The 15765-nt window shown below is 50.3% G+C and carries 13 protein-coding genes and 1 pseudogene; 9 read left to right on the top strand and 5 right to left on the bottom strand.

What is annotated here, in order from left to right; all coding sequences use genetic code 11:
• Positions 1-22: 22 nt before the first annotated feature.
• The 8 genes and pseudogenes from HMPREF9412_RS20000 to hisC all read left to right on the top strand — a co-directional run bounded on the left by HMPREF9412_RS20000 (position 23) and on the right by hisC (position 9822).
• Positions 23-646 carry a TetR/AcrR family transcriptional regulator gene (locus HMPREF9412_RS20000; RefSeq protein WP_009593558.1) on the top strand — a complete coding sequence of 208 codons (624 nt, stop codon included), beginning with the start codon at positions 23-25 and terminating at the stop codon, positions 644-646.
• Positions 643-1104 (top strand): DUF2269 family protein, encoded by a 462-nt coding sequence (locus tag HMPREF9412_RS19995; RefSeq protein WP_009593507.1) that lies wholly within the window; start codon positions 643-645, stop codon positions 1102-1104. The genes HMPREF9412_RS20000 and HMPREF9412_RS19995 overlap by 4 nt, the downstream gene beginning before the upstream one ends.
• A gap of 169 nt (positions 1105-1273) precedes the next feature.
• Positions 1274-3781, top strand: coding sequence for a WG repeat-containing protein (locus HMPREF9412_RS19990; protein ID WP_009593513.1), 2508 nt, complete (start codon positions 1274-1276; stop codon positions 3779-3781).
• Positions 3782-3900: 119 nt separating this feature from the next.
• Positions 3901-5121 (top strand): MFS transporter, encoded by a 1221-nt coding sequence (locus HMPREF9412_RS19985; protein ID WP_036672850.1) that lies wholly within the window; start codon positions 3901-3903, stop codon positions 5119-5121.
• A gap of 130 nt (positions 5122-5251) precedes the next feature.
• Positions 5252-6462 (top strand): annotated as a pseudogene (locus HMPREF9412_RS19980) (Bcr/CflA family efflux MFS transporter).
• 130 nt (positions 6463-6592) lie between these two features.
• Positions 6593-8197, top strand: a complete 1605-nt coding sequence (locus tag HMPREF9412_RS19975) for an alkaline phosphatase family protein (RefSeq protein ID WP_009593480.1) — start codon at positions 6593-6595, stop codon at positions 8195-8197.
• Between the two features lie 144 nt (positions 8198-8341).
• Positions 8342-8647 (top strand): Dabb family protein, encoded by a 306-nt coding sequence (locus HMPREF9412_RS19970; RefSeq protein WP_009593575.1) that lies wholly within the window; start codon positions 8342-8344, stop codon positions 8645-8647.
• Between the two features lie 50 nt (positions 8648-8697).
• The gene (gene hisC / locus HMPREF9412_RS19965; RefSeq protein ID WP_009593526.1) at positions 8698-9822 is read left to right on the top strand and encodes a histidinol-phosphate transaminase; all 1125 of its coding nucleotides are present in this window, start codon (positions 8698-8700) and stop codon (positions 9820-9822) included.
• Between the two features lie 146 nt (positions 9823-9968).
• Here the strand turns inward: hisC and HMPREF9412_RS19960 are convergent, their stop codons facing one another.
• Genes HMPREF9412_RS19960 through HMPREF9412_RS33675 form a run of 4 tightly spaced genes read right to left on the bottom strand, consistent with a single transcriptional unit; the run spans position 9969 to position 13518 of the window.
• Complete coding sequence (locus HMPREF9412_RS19960; RefSeq protein WP_009593546.1) at positions 9969-11048, bottom strand: Ger(x)C family spore germination protein; 1080 nt, start codon at positions 11046-11048, stop codon at positions 9969-9971.
• Position 11049: 1 nt separating this feature from the next.
• Positions 11050-12144, bottom strand: coding sequence for a GerAB/ArcD/ProY family transporter (locus tag HMPREF9412_RS19955; RefSeq protein ID WP_009593508.1), 1095 nt, complete (start codon positions 12142-12144; stop codon positions 11050-11052).
• Positions 12137-12643 carry a spore germination protein gene (locus tag HMPREF9412_RS33680; RefSeq protein ID WP_368072386.1) on the bottom strand — a complete coding sequence of 169 codons (507 nt, stop codon included), beginning with the start codon at positions 12641-12643 and terminating at the stop codon, positions 12137-12139. The genes HMPREF9412_RS19955 and HMPREF9412_RS33680 overlap by 8 nt, the downstream gene beginning before the upstream one ends.
• Positions 12644-12669: 26 nt before the next feature.
• Entirely contained in the window at positions 12670-13518 is an 849-nt protein-coding gene (locus HMPREF9412_RS33675; RefSeq protein WP_009593499.1) for a spore germination protein, read from the bottom strand.
• Positions 13519-13619: 101 nt separating this feature from the next.
• Here HMPREF9412_RS33675 and HMPREF9412_RS19945 point away from each other — a divergent pair, with 101 nt between their 5' ends.
• Positions 13620-14300 (top strand): FMN-dependent NADH-azoreductase, encoded by a 681-nt coding sequence (locus HMPREF9412_RS19945; protein WP_009593550.1) that lies wholly within the window; start codon positions 13620-13622, stop codon positions 14298-14300.
• 39 nt (positions 14301-14339) lie between these two features.
• Here HMPREF9412_RS19945 and pdxR read toward each other — a convergent pair whose 3' ends face one another.
• Entirely contained in the window at positions 14340-15734 is a 1395-nt protein-coding gene (gene pdxR / locus HMPREF9412_RS19940) for a MocR-like pyridoxine biosynthesis transcription factor PdxR (protein ID WP_009593500.1), read from the bottom strand.
• Positions 15735-15765 lie beyond the last annotated feature (31 nt).

Raw genomic sequence — 15765 nt, 5'->3', positions numbered from 1 at the left:
CCATCTTCAAGGAGGATAACAGATGAAGCAGGAAGAACGACGAGAGCAGACCAAGCGAATACTGCTAGAAGCCACGGAAGCACTGATACGTGAGCAGGGCGCAAGCCGAACCACGCTCACTGACATCATGAAGCGTTCCGGCTTGTCCAAGGGAGCTATTTTTCATTATGTTTCAAGCAAGGATGAGCTGTTTGTCCTCGTGTTAAGAGCAAGGCTTGCCGAACAGAACGAGCAGTTCATGAACGAGGTGAACAAGCAAGGGGACATTAAACAGTTTGACGGGCCGATGAATGCCATTGCAACCGGCATGTCGAGACTGGAAAGCAGGGACGATGTCAGCAACCTGATCTTGATGTACCTGATCGGCAAAAGCGATCAGCCGGAAATTGCCGACATTGTGGCTGGCTTCTACAGGGAAGCGACGGCCACTTCCAAGGAATGGATTGTTACGGGCCAGGAAGCCGGCGTCATTACGAAATCCATTGATGCCGAACGGACAGCGGAGCTGTTCGAGCTGTTGTCTTTCGGATTGCGGATGCGGGGGCTTATCGACGTAACAAGCGATGTATTCAGCACGAAGGAATATTCGGATTTCATCATCGATATATTGCGGCCCGGGCATCGTAAGGAGGGGGATGACCGATGACGTTATGGTTATTTCTTCACATTGCCGGATGCGTATTATTTCTGGGCAATATCGTCACGGCGGCATTCTGGAAGGTGCGGGCGGACCTGAAAGGAGATCCTGCAGAGATCCATCACACGGTAAAAAATGTCATGTTAGCCGATGCCGTGTTCACGCTTCCAGGCCTGCTGCTGATCATCGTTTCAGGCATAGTGATGGGCATGCAAGCCGGATATGGAATGAGCGGTATGAGCTGGCTTACGGCTTCCTTGGTTTTGTTCGGCATTACGGGAATTCTGTGGGCTGGCATATTGATTCCACTGCAAAAAGGAATGATTCGGCATAGTCTGCAGTCCGTAAAGGATGGAGGAATTTCAGCAAGTTATAAGCGAGCTTCAACGTATTGGGCGGTAGGCGGGACGATAGCAACACTGCTGCCGTTCGTTATTTTATACCTCATGGTTAGCAAACCGTACTGAACGAAAACGACGATCTGATCGCTACACGGCGATCGGGTCGTTTTTTTAGGTAACGGTCCGCGACGAAACATGTCGCGTGAAGCGCCGTCTCCCTCTCGCGCAAGCGCATATTTGACAATCGTCTGCATACGATTAGGCGAGAAAGCTTGCGAATAGGGAGGAAAACTTCATGTCCGTTTATGATCCGCAGCTGGTTCAGATGGTTAAGTCTTATCTGCCGAACGGCGCGGAAATGGTACACATGGGTCATACTGCCAAACATGCTGCCGTTATTACCGCCGATGTCACGGGAGATCAGGTGCCTGAAATCGTTGGAGTCTATCGATTGAATGAAGCATTGTATCTATTTGTGCTGCTTTATCGAAATGGTGGTTACGATGTTGTTGCCAATGTCATGGGACAGGGGTATGGGGTTACTTTACTGACGGCAGCTCCCGTGTTAAACCCTAGCCTGGACCATGTGATCGTAGGCTGGCAGCTTGGCTCTATCTGGTCCAAATTGTCGATCTACGCATGGACTCCGGAGGGATATATGGATATAGCGCCTGCTGACGTAAATTTCAGTTATATCGATATCGTGGATCTGCCCGGTCCGGCGGGCTCGGATGGTCTTGCTGAAATCGCGTTATGGATCCACGATACGGGAGAAGCGTATCGAGTCGAAGTGGTCAGGTGGGACCGAGGAATGTTAGTGCCTGCAACGGATGCTTACCCTTATTATTTTCCTGCCGTCGTTCAGTATTACGAGAGATTGACGCACGAACATCCGGATTACGCTTATTATTGGTACTACTTGGCAGACGCGCAATACCGGGCAGGGATGCAGGAGGCCGCGCTTGTGTCGGTCCGTAAAGCACTTGAGTTCGCAGAGCCTTACCCTTCACGCGAGATTCTGCTTGAGCTTGAGAGCCGGATCAAGGAAATGCTGGCAAGCAGGGGGCAATCGCAGACCCTTGGCCGATTATTTCCGGCATCCGTGAAAACAACGAGCGGAACAAAGTGGGGATACATCGACCGTAGCGGCAGCATGGTCATTCAACCCAAGTATGAGGATGCTCAGGATTTCCAGGACAATGGTCTTGCAGTCGTTGGCGATGACGGCCTTTATGGGCTCATCGACAGGTTCGCCCGTTTCGTCGTGGAGCCCAAGTATCAGTCCATCAGTCCATTCTTGGAACATCGGGCGACCGTGATCGATCGTCAAGGCTTTCAAATGATCAACGAACAAGGGGAAGTGCTGACAAGGCGGAGTTATCCATATATCGCGGGGCTTAGCGAAGGAAGAGCCGTATACTATGTTACCGATTCCGGCATCGGTGATGGCGCAAACAGCCGATACGGCTACCTCGGTGCCGAGGGTCTGGAGGCGATCCCTGCGCAGTATGAGGAAGCGAATGATTTTGCAGGCGGTAAAGCGGTAGTGAAAATTAAAGAAAATCTTTATGCCCTCATCGATCTTCAGGGGCGCCAATTGGCCACCTATCCGTTCGCTTACGTTGGACCGCAAGGTGATGGCATGCTGGCCTTCCAGAAGGAAAGCGCCGGGAAGTACGGATATATCGATGAACAGGGGAACGTTGTCATCCCGCCGGCTTACACTTCGGCATTTCCTTTCCATCGCGGCAGAGCTATCGTTAATACATCTGAAGATTACCGATCAATGTATGGCGTCATTAATGTACGGGGGAAATGGGTCATCCAGCCGGAGTATAACGACATCCGGGATTTGAATGAAGACCGGTTTGCGCTCGGGCGCGCGATTGATCCTGCCCAGCCGTATATTGGCTCCATCTATGCCATCGCAGATTGGGACGGAAGGAAGCTGTCCGATTATGTATATCGTGACGTTCTTGAATTCAAGCATGGTTTAGCCTCGGTATATGATGCAATACAGACGTATTTCATCGATCGAACAGGCCAACCGGCGCCGGGATATCCCCGCGTGAACGGCAGCGGTTCATTTACGCTGGAACCAGGCGGCTTGATAAAGGCCATGGTCGATCAGAGACTGTCGTATCTGGATCGATCGGGCCGCGTCATATGGAAGCAGAATACGGTAATTCCGTTACACCCTCCTTATCAGGTCGTAGAGAAGAAGTATAAACCCAATCCGGATTACTTAGTTTATTATCCTCAGATCGAGGGAATGCGGGATCGGGCTGCCGAGCAAGCGGTTAATAACAAGCTTAAAGACATGTCTCAAGTAAAGTTTATTCCGGCGGACCAGCAGCTGGAATATGCTTATACAGGCGATTTTGACGTCATTTTCTACAAGGAGCAGCTGCTTGTACTCGAGCTGAACGGTTATCATTATCCCTTCGGTGCCGCGCATGGCATGCCGACCCGAACCTTTGCCTTGATTAACCTGGGGAACGGCAGCACGTATTCGCTAAAGGATTTGTTTAAGCCAGGCAGCGATTATGTGCAGGAGCTCAGCCGGATCGTCGGCAAGCAGATCAAGGAAGATCCTCAGTATTCGTACGTGTTCCCGGACAGTTATACGGGAATCGCTCAAGACCAGTCCTTCTATGTGACGGATCATGCGATTCATCTGGTGTTTGCGCCTTACGAGATTGCTCCTTACGCCGCGGGTTTTCCGACATTCACCATTCCGTTTGCACAGATCCAGGATATCATCAATACTGAAGGTGAATTCTGGAAGGCGTTCCATTCCTGACATTTCATTCTGCACGCCGCTTTCGAGGACAAAAGCCGTGCCTGGCCTTTCCATAAGACCGAACAAGGTTTAGAATAGATGAGTATTGCCATATTGATAACAACGTTGAAAGGACCTTCATCGTGGTAACATTTTTTCTTCTTATTATTTATCTTGCCTTCATTAGTTTAGGGCTTCCGGATTCGCTGCTTGGTGTCGCCTGGCCGGCCATGCAGCCGGATATTGGAGCGGCCTTTGAATCCGCGGGTTTACTGTCGATGATGGTAACCGGAGGCACGATCGTGTCCAGCCTGTTTAGCGGAAGCGTGATCGAACGCTTCGGGACGGGGATCGTTACGCTGATCAGCTGTTTGCTGACGGCCAGCGCGCTGCTCGGGTTTTCGTTTGCGCCATCGTTGTTCTGGCTCATTCTGCTGGCGATTCCCCTTGGTTTAGGCGCAGGGGCAGTTGATGCAGGGTTGAACAATTACGTGGCAAACCATTATAAGGCCCATCATATGAGCTGGCTGCACTGCTTCTGGGGCGTCGGCGCAACGTTAGGACCGATCATCATGTCCTATTCCATGGGGACCGACAATGCATGGAGAGACGGATATTATACCGTATCGATCCTGCAATTCGTACTGGTCTTCATCCTGCTGCTCACGTTACCGCTATGGAAGATCGTGGCGAGCCGACATCAGCCTCAAGACATGCAGGACGTACATACGGGAACCGACTCCGCGGGCAGAGGGGAAGCCATGGCCCAGAAACGCGGGAATCCGCTGCAGATCAAAGGGGTAAAGGTTACCTTGCTGGTATTTTTGTTCTATTGCGGTGTGGAAATGACGGTCGGTTTATGGGGAGCAAGCTTTTTGGTAGGGACCAGGGGGCTGCCATTGGAAACAGCGGCAGTCTGGGTGTCCATGTATTACGGGGGCATTACGGTCGGCCGCTTCATAACCGGATTCGTGACGCTGAAGATCAACAATCTCACCCTCATACGGGCCGGGCAGGTGACGGCTATTGCAGGGGCCGTCCTGTTATTGCTGCCGCTGCATCCCTATCTGTCCCTCATCGGTTTGATTGTCATCGGACTCGGCCTTGCGCCCATATTTCCTTGCATGCTGCATGAAACGCCGGCGCGCTTCGGCAGAGCCCAATCGTCCAGAATCATGGGGTATCAAATGGCTGTTGCCTACACAGGCACAACGATACTGCCCCCGCTCTTTGGGATCGTTGCAGCCCAGATATCCATCGGGTTGTTTCCCGTCGTCATCCTGTTGTTTGCTCTGATCATGATGCTGAGCTCCGAAAAGGTCAACCGGATCCTCTATAAAAGCGGGAAGAGCGCGGTTTGATTCGAACCGGGCTTTTCTTTTGTCGGCTGGTATACATAGGGAGTTCAGCCTTGCAGTTGTACTATTTTATGGACAAGACAATGACAGGCTATGTAATACAAAATCATAGAGTAGAGGTGTTTGACACATTATGCTTCATAACCCGACAGGAAAAGAACGCCTCGGATTAGCCTTGCTCCTTAGCTTGCTCGGCATATTAGGACCGTTCAATATCGACATGTATTTGCCCAGCTTTCCCGAAATCGCCGATGACTTAGGCGCACGTGCATCGCTCGTCCAGCTAAGCTTGACATCCTGCCTGATCGGCCTTGCGGTCGGCCAGATCATCGTGGGACCTATCAGCGATGCGCAAGGAAGAAGAAAGCCGCTCATCATTTCGCTGGTCTTGTTTGCCCTTTCCTCCTTGTTCTGCGCTTTGGCACCCCATATTACGGCGCTTGTCATCGCCAGATTCTTGCAGGGCTTTACCGCAGCGGCAGGTCTGGTCATCTCGCGCGCCGTTGTAAGGGATGTGTTCAGCGGCCGCGAGCTTACGAAGTTTTTTGCCTTATTATCCGTCATCAACGCGGTCGCCCCCATGGTTGCACCGATGTCCGGCGGGGCCATATTGCTAATGCCGGGAGCGAGCTGGCATTCCATCTTTTATTTTTAAGTTTGTTCGGGGCAGTCATCGTATTGATCGTGGCCATACGGCTGCAGGAAACGTTGCCGCGCGAGAGAAGAACGCCGAGCTCCCTGGCCCATTCGGTGCGTACGATGGGAAGCCTGTTCAAGGATCGTTCCTTTATCGGTTACGCGTTGACGGTAGGCTTCATTCACGGCGGAAGCTTCGCTTACGTTTCCGGTACTCCATTTGTATATCAAGGCATTTACGGAGTGTCGCCGCAAGTCTTTAGCATTCTGTTCGGAATCAATGGAATCGCCATTATAACAGGCAGCTTCATCATTGGCCGTTTTGGCGGCATCATACATGAGCGGAGCCTGCTTCGGATCGGGGTTATGGTCTCGGTAAGTGCAACCTTGCTGCTGTTGATCATGACGATGCTCAAAGGACCTCTTGCGGTCATTGTCATCTTGATCTTTACGTATATGATCACGATCGGTATGGTAGCTACCAGTACATTTACGCTAGCCATGGAGAACCAGGGTCATCGGGCTGGAAGCGCGAGCGCAGTCATCGGTTTGCTTCCCTTAATGCTGGGTTCGATGGTGTCACCGCTGGTCGGGATTAACGAATCCACCGCCGTGCCGATGGGTGCCATCCTGTTCGTCACCTCCGTGCTGGGTGCGGGATCGTTCTTCAAACTGACGAAACCGAAGGGGACGGCAGCGGATGATTGATACAGACCATGGGAGAGAGGGCGATAAGGGTCCTCTCTCTTTTAAGTTTGAACATGCTGCGAATATGCAAAATATCCCTTGCATGACATTCCCATCTCTGTGACAAAATGTACGAAGGTGGTGAATGGAAATGCGAATACAAAAAATCTTATTCGGCATGCTGTCTCTTGTATTGATCACGGGAATGGGATGCCAGCACCAGCAACCTGCCGAGCAGGATTTGCTGCGGGTAAAATCCGAACAAGGAGCGACGCATAAGAAAGTCATATTCTTGATGATCGACTCCCTAATGGCTCAGGCCATCGATAAGGGCATATCCCAAAAGCAGCTGCCCACCTTTCAAACCCTGATTGACCATGGGCAATACTACAAGGATCTGGTCAGCTCTTTTCCTACGATGTCCGTTACGATTGACAGCACGATGTTAACGGGGGCCTATCCGAACGTACATGGCGTTCCGGGTCTGTTATGGTATTCGACCGACGATAAAAAATTGATCAATTACGGCACAGGGCCCATGGAAATCCTGAGGCAGGGGATCAATCCAGTCCTGACCGATGCGTTAATCCATCTGAACGGGGAACATTTACATGCGGATTCGCGTACGATGTACGAAGATTTAGCCCGCAGGGGCTTGAAATCGGGGTCGATCAACGGCTTGGTATATCGCGGAACGACCGAGCATACGCTGACGATCCCGGATTGGATACAGGGGCCGACGTCGCTGCAGAAAAATATAAAAGTTAAAGGCCCGGATTTTTTAACCTTGGGAGCTCTGTCCAATCCCTTCGACGGTAACGAGAAATTGCCTGACGATCTCACCGAACGGATGGGGATGAACAATAAATTCGCGATAGGGGCCGTAAACCATCTGATCCAAGCTGATAAGCTGCCGGATTTTTTGTATGTATATCTGCCGGACTTGGACCAGAAGCTTCATAAAAAGGGTCCGTCGGAGCTCGAAGGCGTCAAAAAGGTGGATCAGCAGCTTCAATCCTTATTGCAGTCGTTTGGATCGCCGGAAAAAGCGTTCGAAGAGGCTATATTCATCATCGCCGGGGACAGCGGCATGACGCAGCTTCTTCCACGTGAGCAGCGTTCGGAGATTGATTTGCCTGCTATGCTGAAAGGCATCCGCATATTAAAGCCGGGTGAGGATCTCAAGGATGAAACCGAGATTGCGCTAGCGGTGAATGAAACGATGGCTTACGTATATAAGTTCAAGCCGGACCGTACGCTCCGAAGCTTGGCCGAAATCATAAGCAAGGATGACCGCATTGATTTCGTTGCATGGAAAGAAGACGAATGGATTCACGCCATGCAGGGATCCACGTATAAGCAGCTCCAATATAAAGAGAAGGGCAGCCTGATCGACCGTTATAAACAAGCGTGGACCGTGAAGCAGGATGCCGAAGTGCTGGACCTTCAATTGAACGCCCAGACTCGCACTTTGGACTACGGGCAGTATCCGGATGTGCTGGCGAGATTGTCAGGGGCGCTGAACTCCCATAAAGGGCAATTCTTGGTGGTCACGGCTAAACCGGGATACGAATTGGCGGACCGAAGCTCTCCGACCCATGAAGGGGGCGGGGGCCACGGTTCGATTCGCCACACGGAATCGCTTGTTCCGCTTATCATTGTCGGAACGAATGAGAAGCCTACGCATTTACGTATGGTTGACTTGAAAGCCTATTTGCTTGATTTGCTGGCGAACCACAATCACAAAGCGAAATAGGTATACTTTTGAATCTGCCTTAAGATAGGCACCCATTTCCAGTTTTTTTGGTAGGGGGTGCCTTTTTAGTAGCGATTTTTTTGGCCTTTCCCGTTATAATATGATGTAATTCTAGCCTAGAAAAAGAGAAGGAGTTGGACTAATATGTCATCAAACCGCTTGATTCATTCCGTTATTTTTTCGCTTAAACACGAGAAAGGCTCGGAGGAGGAGCATCGTTTCCTGGAGGACGGACGAGCTGCCCTCAGCACGATTCCAACGGTTCAGGAGTTTAAGGTATTCAAGCAAATCAGTCCCAAAAATACATACGATTTCGGCTTCTCCATGAAGTTTGCGAGCGAAGCCGATTATGAAGCCTACAATGTGCATCCCCAGCATGTTGATTTTGTCGAGAATCGCTGGGAGAAGGAAGTCGAGCAGTTTCTGGAGATCGATTACAGCGAGATATAGAAGAGGTTGTAAATAATGGCACCATAAATCATGGTTAAGGGGAGAAAACATTGACTAGAGCAGGGGAAGGGGAGCCTCAAATAACGCCGCGGCCGGCGCTAGGACGTCTGAAGCCTTACACGGCGGGTAAACCCATATGGGAAGTGCAGCAAGAATACGGACTGGATCGCGTCATTAAGCTGGCTTCCAATGAAAATTCGCTCGGTCCTTCGCCAAAAGCATTGCAAGCCATTCAGAATCAGCTGCCTGACCTGCACCGTTATCCCGACGAACGCTCGTCGGTTCTTGCGCAAGCGCTTGGCCGGCACCTGGGATTGGCGGCGAATCAATTCATCGTGACGAACGGCGGAGATGAGCTGATCATGCTGATTTCACGGGCATATCTGGAGCCTGGCGACGAGATTGTGGTGCCCGATCCGACGTTCAGCGAATACGAGTTTGGCGCATTTCTCATGTCGGGCACGGTCATTAAAGTGCCGCTGCGCGAACCATATGCTTTCTCAGCTGAAGATATGCTGGCCGTCATCACGGAACGTACCAAAATCGTTTACCTGTGCACGCCGAATAATCCTACAGGCACCTACATGCCAGAGTCTGAAATGAGACAGTTGCTCGACAGCCTTCCCTCTCGCGTGCTGGTTGTCATTGATACCGCATACCGCCATTATGCCACGGCTCCCGATTACTCGGACGGCATCGATTTCATCAAGTCGGGATATCCGGTCATCACACTTAACACCTTCTCTAAAATTTACGGGCTTGCGGGCATTCGAGTCGGGTATGGCGCTGCCTCCGAAGGGATCATCCGCACGCTGCTTCAGGTTAAGGAGCCCTTTAACGTGAATGCGTTGGCACAGGCAGCAGCAGCGGCTGCGCTCGGGGATGAAGAACATGTCGATGCATCCCGCCGGATGAATGAACAAGGGAGGAACCAAATCTATGAGGGCCTGAGCCGATTATCGATTCCTTATGTCGAGAGCATGAGCAACTTCATTCTGGCAGAGCTTGGCGAACATGCAGACGACATATACCATCAGCTGCTGGAACGAGGGATCATCGTCCGGTCAGCCAAAGGGTGGGGGCTTCCGCGTCATATTCGGATTTCGGTAGGAACAGATGAAGAAAATCAAGGGTTGCTGGACGCTTTACGCGAGATCCTGGTCCATTCATGGTAAACCCAGAAATACATGGAGCATTAAGCGGGAGTAAGAATCACGCGACGAACTAACACCAGCCAGCTCATGCAAAAAAAATAAGAAAAGGGCCGCAAGCGCGGCCTTTTTGTTTTGAATTCAAGTGCGTTGTATCTGTTAAAACGTACTCACAGTCTCTTAAGATTGCCTCGATTCTCTACGACGGTCGTAACGTTCAGCTTGAAATCCAGATCGGGATAGTACGTTGTTCTCCAATCCTCCAGTTGTTCCCGGGTCAGGTAGTTTCTAAAATATTGTCCCAGTGCCAAAATATCCGCTTGTTCTTTTTGCGTTTTCTTAAACATCTGATTCAGCCTTAAGGTGAGCAGTTCTTCCACCTTCTCGTTGATTTGCTCTTCCGTCGGATGTCCCCTGGAGTCCAAGATGGTGACTTTCAGCTTGAGATGGCTTCGAAGATAAGGCTTTCCGTCCTTCATCCAGCTATGATGGGTCAGGCGATTGCTAATGATTTGAACGGTGGCGCTCTCCATAACCTCAACCTTGCCGAACGCGCTTTTTCCATAAAAGGCATTGGCGACAAGCGTTTCATCGGGCCCGATTTGGCCTGTCATCCTGCCATTCTTGATGATGGCTGAGCCTAAGCATTCGATGCTGGTGGATCTGCCTGAACGTATGATCGGGACGATGACATCGTGCGTATAGGAATGAATGCTTCGAAACAATTGCCATACGCGAGTATCCGCCAATTGGGGATTCCAGCCGGCATTTTTTTCGAAAAAATCATAGACGATGCTGCTGCTGTGCTCCGATTTTTTTTGCATTTCCATAAAGAATTGATCCAGCGTTTGATCACTGATCGCAAACAGCGTTTTGGATGAGATGTCCCTGGACCGGTTAAACGCAGATATGATGTCTTCCATGCCGTTACGGGCAAAGTTTTTATCCACGATGACGATTTTCAAATGCAGCAGATCCACTTGAGTCTCCATGTTCATGCTCATATGATCGATGATTTCATTGATCGTATTGCCCGTATCCGAAACGATATTGACGGTGCTGGTATCATTCGTGGCCGGAATGTCCAGAAACACCTTGTATTGATTATCTTCGGTTAACGAAATGCCCATGATTACCGGAAGCGAGCGATGATTAATGTCTTTGTTATCCCAGCAGCCTGCAAGCAAGGGGACCAAGGCAGCGAGCATGAGGCACTTCAAGGCAAGGCGGATATTGGCCAGATTGTTCATATCAGGTTACCTCCGTTGCACGGTTTGCTTTGTGCTTGTGCCGCCAGCCGATGATAAACGTCATTAGGGGAAGCACCAGGAATATATACAATCGCAGAGGAATAATCCACTCTTGCAGCTTCTTAAGGGAATCCCAGTTCGGGATGGCCAAGGATATCGCAAACAAACCGGCGGTCAGAGCAATCAACAGGTAGATTTTCGGGATGATGGGGATGGCCTCCTTGGTAAGCGTGACGAGAACCCATAATGTCACACCCAAGTACAGCAGCGCAAACGCCATCAGACTCAATAAGAAGAAAATCGTTACCCGATCAAACAACAGCCAAGTGATATTCACGGTATCTATGGTCATCAGCATCGGAAATTGGTATAGCTCGGCAGTGGCTTGCCCAAAGGTTAGAAGCGGCAAATAAACCGATAAGAGAAACATGGGCAACAGAAGAAGGCAGCCCAGCATCATTTTCTTGATGCTGATATGTATGGAAGGAGGCAGCAGCCCCAGGAAAAAGGAACCGCCTGCGTAAACGAATAAACTGACCAGAAAATCGGGCTTTGCTATGAAATGCAAGGATTGCTCCGGGTCAATGATCGGCAGCAAATAATACCAATCCACATTTTGAAAGCCTAGACAGAGAACAAACAAAATGGGAAACGTGAACAAGACAACCAAGAGGACGCTGGTTCGCGCCATGCTGGACATCCCTTGCCACGCCATGAGTAAAGCAATGGCAATCAATAAGAACTCGACCGCCCACAGTGGCGTGGTCGATAAAAAGACCAAGGTTAACATCTCGGAATAGGCCCTAATTGTTACGATGATAGCAATGCCAAAGTAAAAGAAAGCAGGAAGCAAAAAGATCCACGCGAGATATTTGCCGGTGCTGCGGAACATATCCACAACATTCCTCCGGGCCGTCCACTTCAGGCCTTTAATGTACATATAGAGGGCAGCTGCATGCAGCGCATAGCTTATGGATATTCCGATCCAGTGTCCCATGTCCATGCCTGAAAACAAATCGGAGGGATAGAGAAAAAAGATAAGCCCCATATGACAAACCACGTACAGGATGGTTGCTTGATAACCGCTCTTATCCATTTTGCTCATCCTTCTGATTCAATGTAGGTAAGGATAGGTAAGGAATCCCCATACTTTTCTGATGGCCCATATAAGCACAGATAACAACAATTCCAGCAAGCAATCCCAGCATGCCGAAGATGGCGGACAGTATGATCAGCAGATACTTGAACACTCGCACGGATACGGAGTTTTGGAATCCCACCACCGTAGAAGAAGCAATAGTTGTACCTGCCAGCACAATAATCAACAGGTTGCTGACGAGTTTGGCGGATACGGCAGCCTGGCCAAGTATAATGCCGCCAACCATCGTAATGGTAGGACCTACGCTTTTGGGCAGACGGACACTTGCTTCCAGGATGAGCTCCAGCACGATAAGCAGCAGCAGTGTCTCAACAAAGGCGGGATAAGGGACTTCCAGCCGGCTGTTGGCAATTGAGAGGGCGAGTTGAAGCCTAAGAGCTTCAGGGTTGACGGACACCAGGGCAACATAGAGTCCGGGAATAATCGTCGCGATCAAGACGCCGACGACTCTCAAGATTCGGATCAGGTACATGAAGGGAGGGGATAATTATGATCGTCCTTCATGCAGAACATATCCATGACAAGGCTAGGGATAATGATCGCGAACGGATAACGGTCAAGCATTAACACGGCCTTGCCCTGCTCCAGGGAGTGGGCTGCATTCTGCGGAAGTTCCGTCATGTTGAAGTTGGTTACGAGCGACCACGTGTTGACGCCAAGCATCTTCTCGAGCTGCTGGATATGATGAACATCCTGATCCAGACCCGCTTTGATTTTGGTTTGAATGGATTGTAATAACCTGGGTTTGATCCGGTCTTTCTGATAGATTAACAATAAGGATTTGGGATGACTTTTTCCGACGGTGTACGTTTCCACTTGCAAGGAGGATCCGGTGCTATGTTTACGAAGAATGCCGATATTCGTATTGATATCTTCCAGAAAGGCGCTGCTGGAGCCGTACAATGTGTTCTCGGTTTCGGGAGATGTGACGGAGCGGGTGACATTTTTCGATATCGGCAGAACGGCGCTGCAGGCCCCGGACAGGGGCTCCAGAATGATTAGGTGGCCCTTCATGATGTTGGATACAACCACTTCCAATTTGGGTTCAACAAGCTCGCCCACAGTTTTAAGAATATCTGCTGGTGCCATGGTGGTTTCGGTTAGATTCGAGGTTTGGGTTTGAAGCGATGCGATGCTCTGGGGAAGATCCACCAATGAATCAAAACCGATCACCTGGACATGATATTGCAGCAATCGTATTTCAACATTGAAATAATCGGCATTCGCTTTGAAATATTCAGCCAGGCTTTCTTTGAGGTCCATTCCTGCATCCGCTCCCCCGCCATTCTTGATACTAGATATCATTTCCATTATGGCCTCTGCTTTATGCATAAAAAGTATTGCCGGTGATGTCACAACGGCACTGCCTTATTTGTCTATATGATGAATAGATTAAAAAGGAGAGAAATTGGATGGGAAAAATGCTTATTATTAATGCGCATCCGAAGGTGGAAGCAGCCGCCTCTGTCAGCTTACAGGTGCTTCAGCATTTTGTAGAGACGTACACGAAATGGAATCCAGCAGGCCTAATCGAACAGTTGGATTTATACCGCGATCATATACCTGCCATTGACTACAGGGTTCTTGAGGCATGGAGCAAACAGGGAAGAGGGGAGCCGCTTAACGAAGAGGAGCAGCAGATCACGGATCGGATGTCCGTCATCCTGAAGCAGTTTAAGAATGCGCGGAAGTATGTCATTGCCATGCCATTGCACAATTTCAACGTTCCGTCCAAGCTTAAGGATTATATCGACAACATCCTCATAGCGCGGGAGACATTTCGATACACGGAGAACGGTTCGGAAGGTTTGCTAACCGATGGCCGCAGTTTACTGGTTATTCAGGCAAGTGACGCCATTTACACGAATAATGACTGGTATACCGAGGTGGAATACTCTCATAAGTACCTGAAATCCATGTTTAACTTTATGGGGATCATGGATTATCAGATCATCCGGGCGCAAGGGAATGCCATTCTGGATCGAAGTCAAATTCTGGAGAAGGCCTTTCAGGAAGCCGAAACAGCTGCGAAGGCCTTGGCTATTGCGGAGACTTCGAATAAAGAGCCTATACGAAGTGGATTAGCGGAATAGGAATGTATCATGAACAAGGCTGCCTGATGGCAGCCTTTTTTATAAGTATCCGTGATCCTTTAAATAAGCATGCAAGAGCACAATTCCGTCACGGATCTCGCCAGGCTCAAGATGGCCGTAGCCAAACAGCAGCTTGTTGGCGTGGAGACCTTTTTGTATGCTGTGATAATCCAGCGGCGTGATGCGTATTCGATCTTGCCTGATCCTCTGCCTGAAAGCCTCGTCAAAGACAGCCCCGGGAAACTCTACAGCAAGATGCAAACCGGCTGCATCTCCCCAAGAACGCCAATCATTTCCGAAGTGTTTATGTAATGAAGACAAAAGGACCTGTCTGCGTTCGCCGTAGATCTTACGCATTTTCCCGATATGCCTGTCAAATTTTCGGGTATGTAAAAATTCGGCCAAAGCAGCCTGTTCAAAAGGGGGATTCTGCACATCGGTATGGGTACGTAACCGGCCCCAGCTTTGTTGAAGCTGACGGGGAACCACCGCGTAACCGATGCGAAGCGCTGGGAATAGAACCTTGCTGAATGTGCCGACATAGACCACCCTATCGGGATCCAGGGCATATAAAGGCGAGACGGAATCCCCGTAATATCTGAACTCGCTGTCATAATCGTCCTCAATGATATAGCTGTCGTTCTTTCTGGCGTAACGAATAAGGGCAGCGCGCCGATCGGCCGGCAGGATACCGCCAAGTGGAAATTGGTGGGAGGGGGTGACATACACGGGACCACTTGATTTGTCGCCCAGGAGATCTGTTTGCATGCCGCATTCGTCCACGGGAACTGGATGTATGCGATACCCTTTATTGATAAACGTCTGCAGCATCTCGATATTGCATGGATCTTCAAACCATATCTCCTGACGGTCCCGATAGAGCAAATCGGCAAGGATGCTGAGCGCATGCGTCGCGCCTGCCGTTATGTATATATCCTGGGCATCCACGCTGAGTCCTTTGCTGCGATACAGCCATAAAGAAATTTCATTGCGCAGCGCCGGCAGGCCCTGGGGACCCGAATAACCCAGCAGGGCGGAGCTCATGCCGCCAAGGGTTTTCGATGAAATCTGCTGCCATGCGTACCGCGGGAATAACCTCAGTTCTGGCTGGCCCGTACGAAAATCCGCTGCAAAGTCAGGAGGGCCTTCTTTCTGCGTCCGCGGTTCGGCGTCAGTCGGAGGATCCAGCACGATGCCTTGGGCGACGCGCGTCGGCGCTCCTTGTCTGCTGACGACATAGCCCTCGACGTTCAGCATGTCCAGAGCTTCGTTGACCGTGGCACGAGACACGTTCAGATCTCTGGCCAATTGACGGGAAGAGGGGACGGCTTCTCCTGACGGCAGGTTCCCGTGAACGATCTTATCCCTTATGGCCAAATAAATTTGGCGTTTGAGTGATACTTCGCTGTTCCGATGTAATTTGATTCCCCACATGTTGGCCCGACCTCCAACTGGTATGCTTATA

Source organism: Paenibacillus sp. HGF5 (assembly GCF_000204455.1).
In the GTDB taxonomy this organism is placed as follows: domain Bacteria; phylum Bacillota; class Bacilli; order Paenibacillales; family Paenibacillaceae; genus Paenibacillus_AQ; species Paenibacillus_AQ lautus_A.
This window is presented reverse-complemented; position numbering and strand designations above follow the sequence as displayed.

Bases quoted from the DNA above. Each gene is read 5' to 3' on its own strand.
- HMPREF9412_RS20000 (WP_009593558.1), top strand. From the start codon at position 23: ATGAAGCAGGAAGAACGACGAGAGCAGACCAAGCGAATACTGCTAGAA.
- HMPREF9412_RS19995 (WP_009593507.1), top strand. From the start codon at position 643: ATGACGTTATGGTTATTTCTTCACATTGCCGGATGCGTATTATTTCTG.
- HMPREF9412_RS19990 (WP_009593513.1), top strand. From the start codon at position 1,274: ATGTCCGTTTATGATCCGCAGCTGGTTCAGATGGTTAAGTCTTATCTG.
- HMPREF9412_RS19975 (WP_009593480.1), top strand. From the start codon at position 6,593: ATGCGAATACAAAAAATCTTATTCGGCATGCTGTCTCTTGTATTGATC.
- HMPREF9412_RS19970 (WP_009593575.1), top strand. From the start codon at position 8,342: ATGTCATCAAACCGCTTGATTCATTCCGTTATTTTTTCGCTTAAACAC.
- HMPREF9412_RS19960 (WP_009593546.1), bottom strand. From the start codon at position 11,048: ATGAACAATCTGGCCAATATCCGCCTTGCCTTGAAGTGCCTCATGCTC.
- HMPREF9412_RS19955 (WP_009593508.1), bottom strand. From the start codon at position 12,144: ATGGATAAGAGCGGTTATCAAGCAACCATCCTGTACGTGGTTTGTCAT.
- HMPREF9412_RS33675 (WP_009593499.1), bottom strand. From the start codon at position 13,518: ATGGAAATGATATCTAGTATCAAGAATGGCGGGGGAGCGGATGCAGGA.
- HMPREF9412_RS19945 (WP_009593550.1), top strand. From the start codon at position 13,620: ATGGGAAAAATGCTTATTATTAATGCGCATCCGAAGGTGGAAGCAGCC.
- pdxR (WP_009593500.1), bottom strand. From the start codon at position 15,734: ATGTGGGGAATCAAATTACATCGGAACAGCGAAGTATCACTCAAACGC.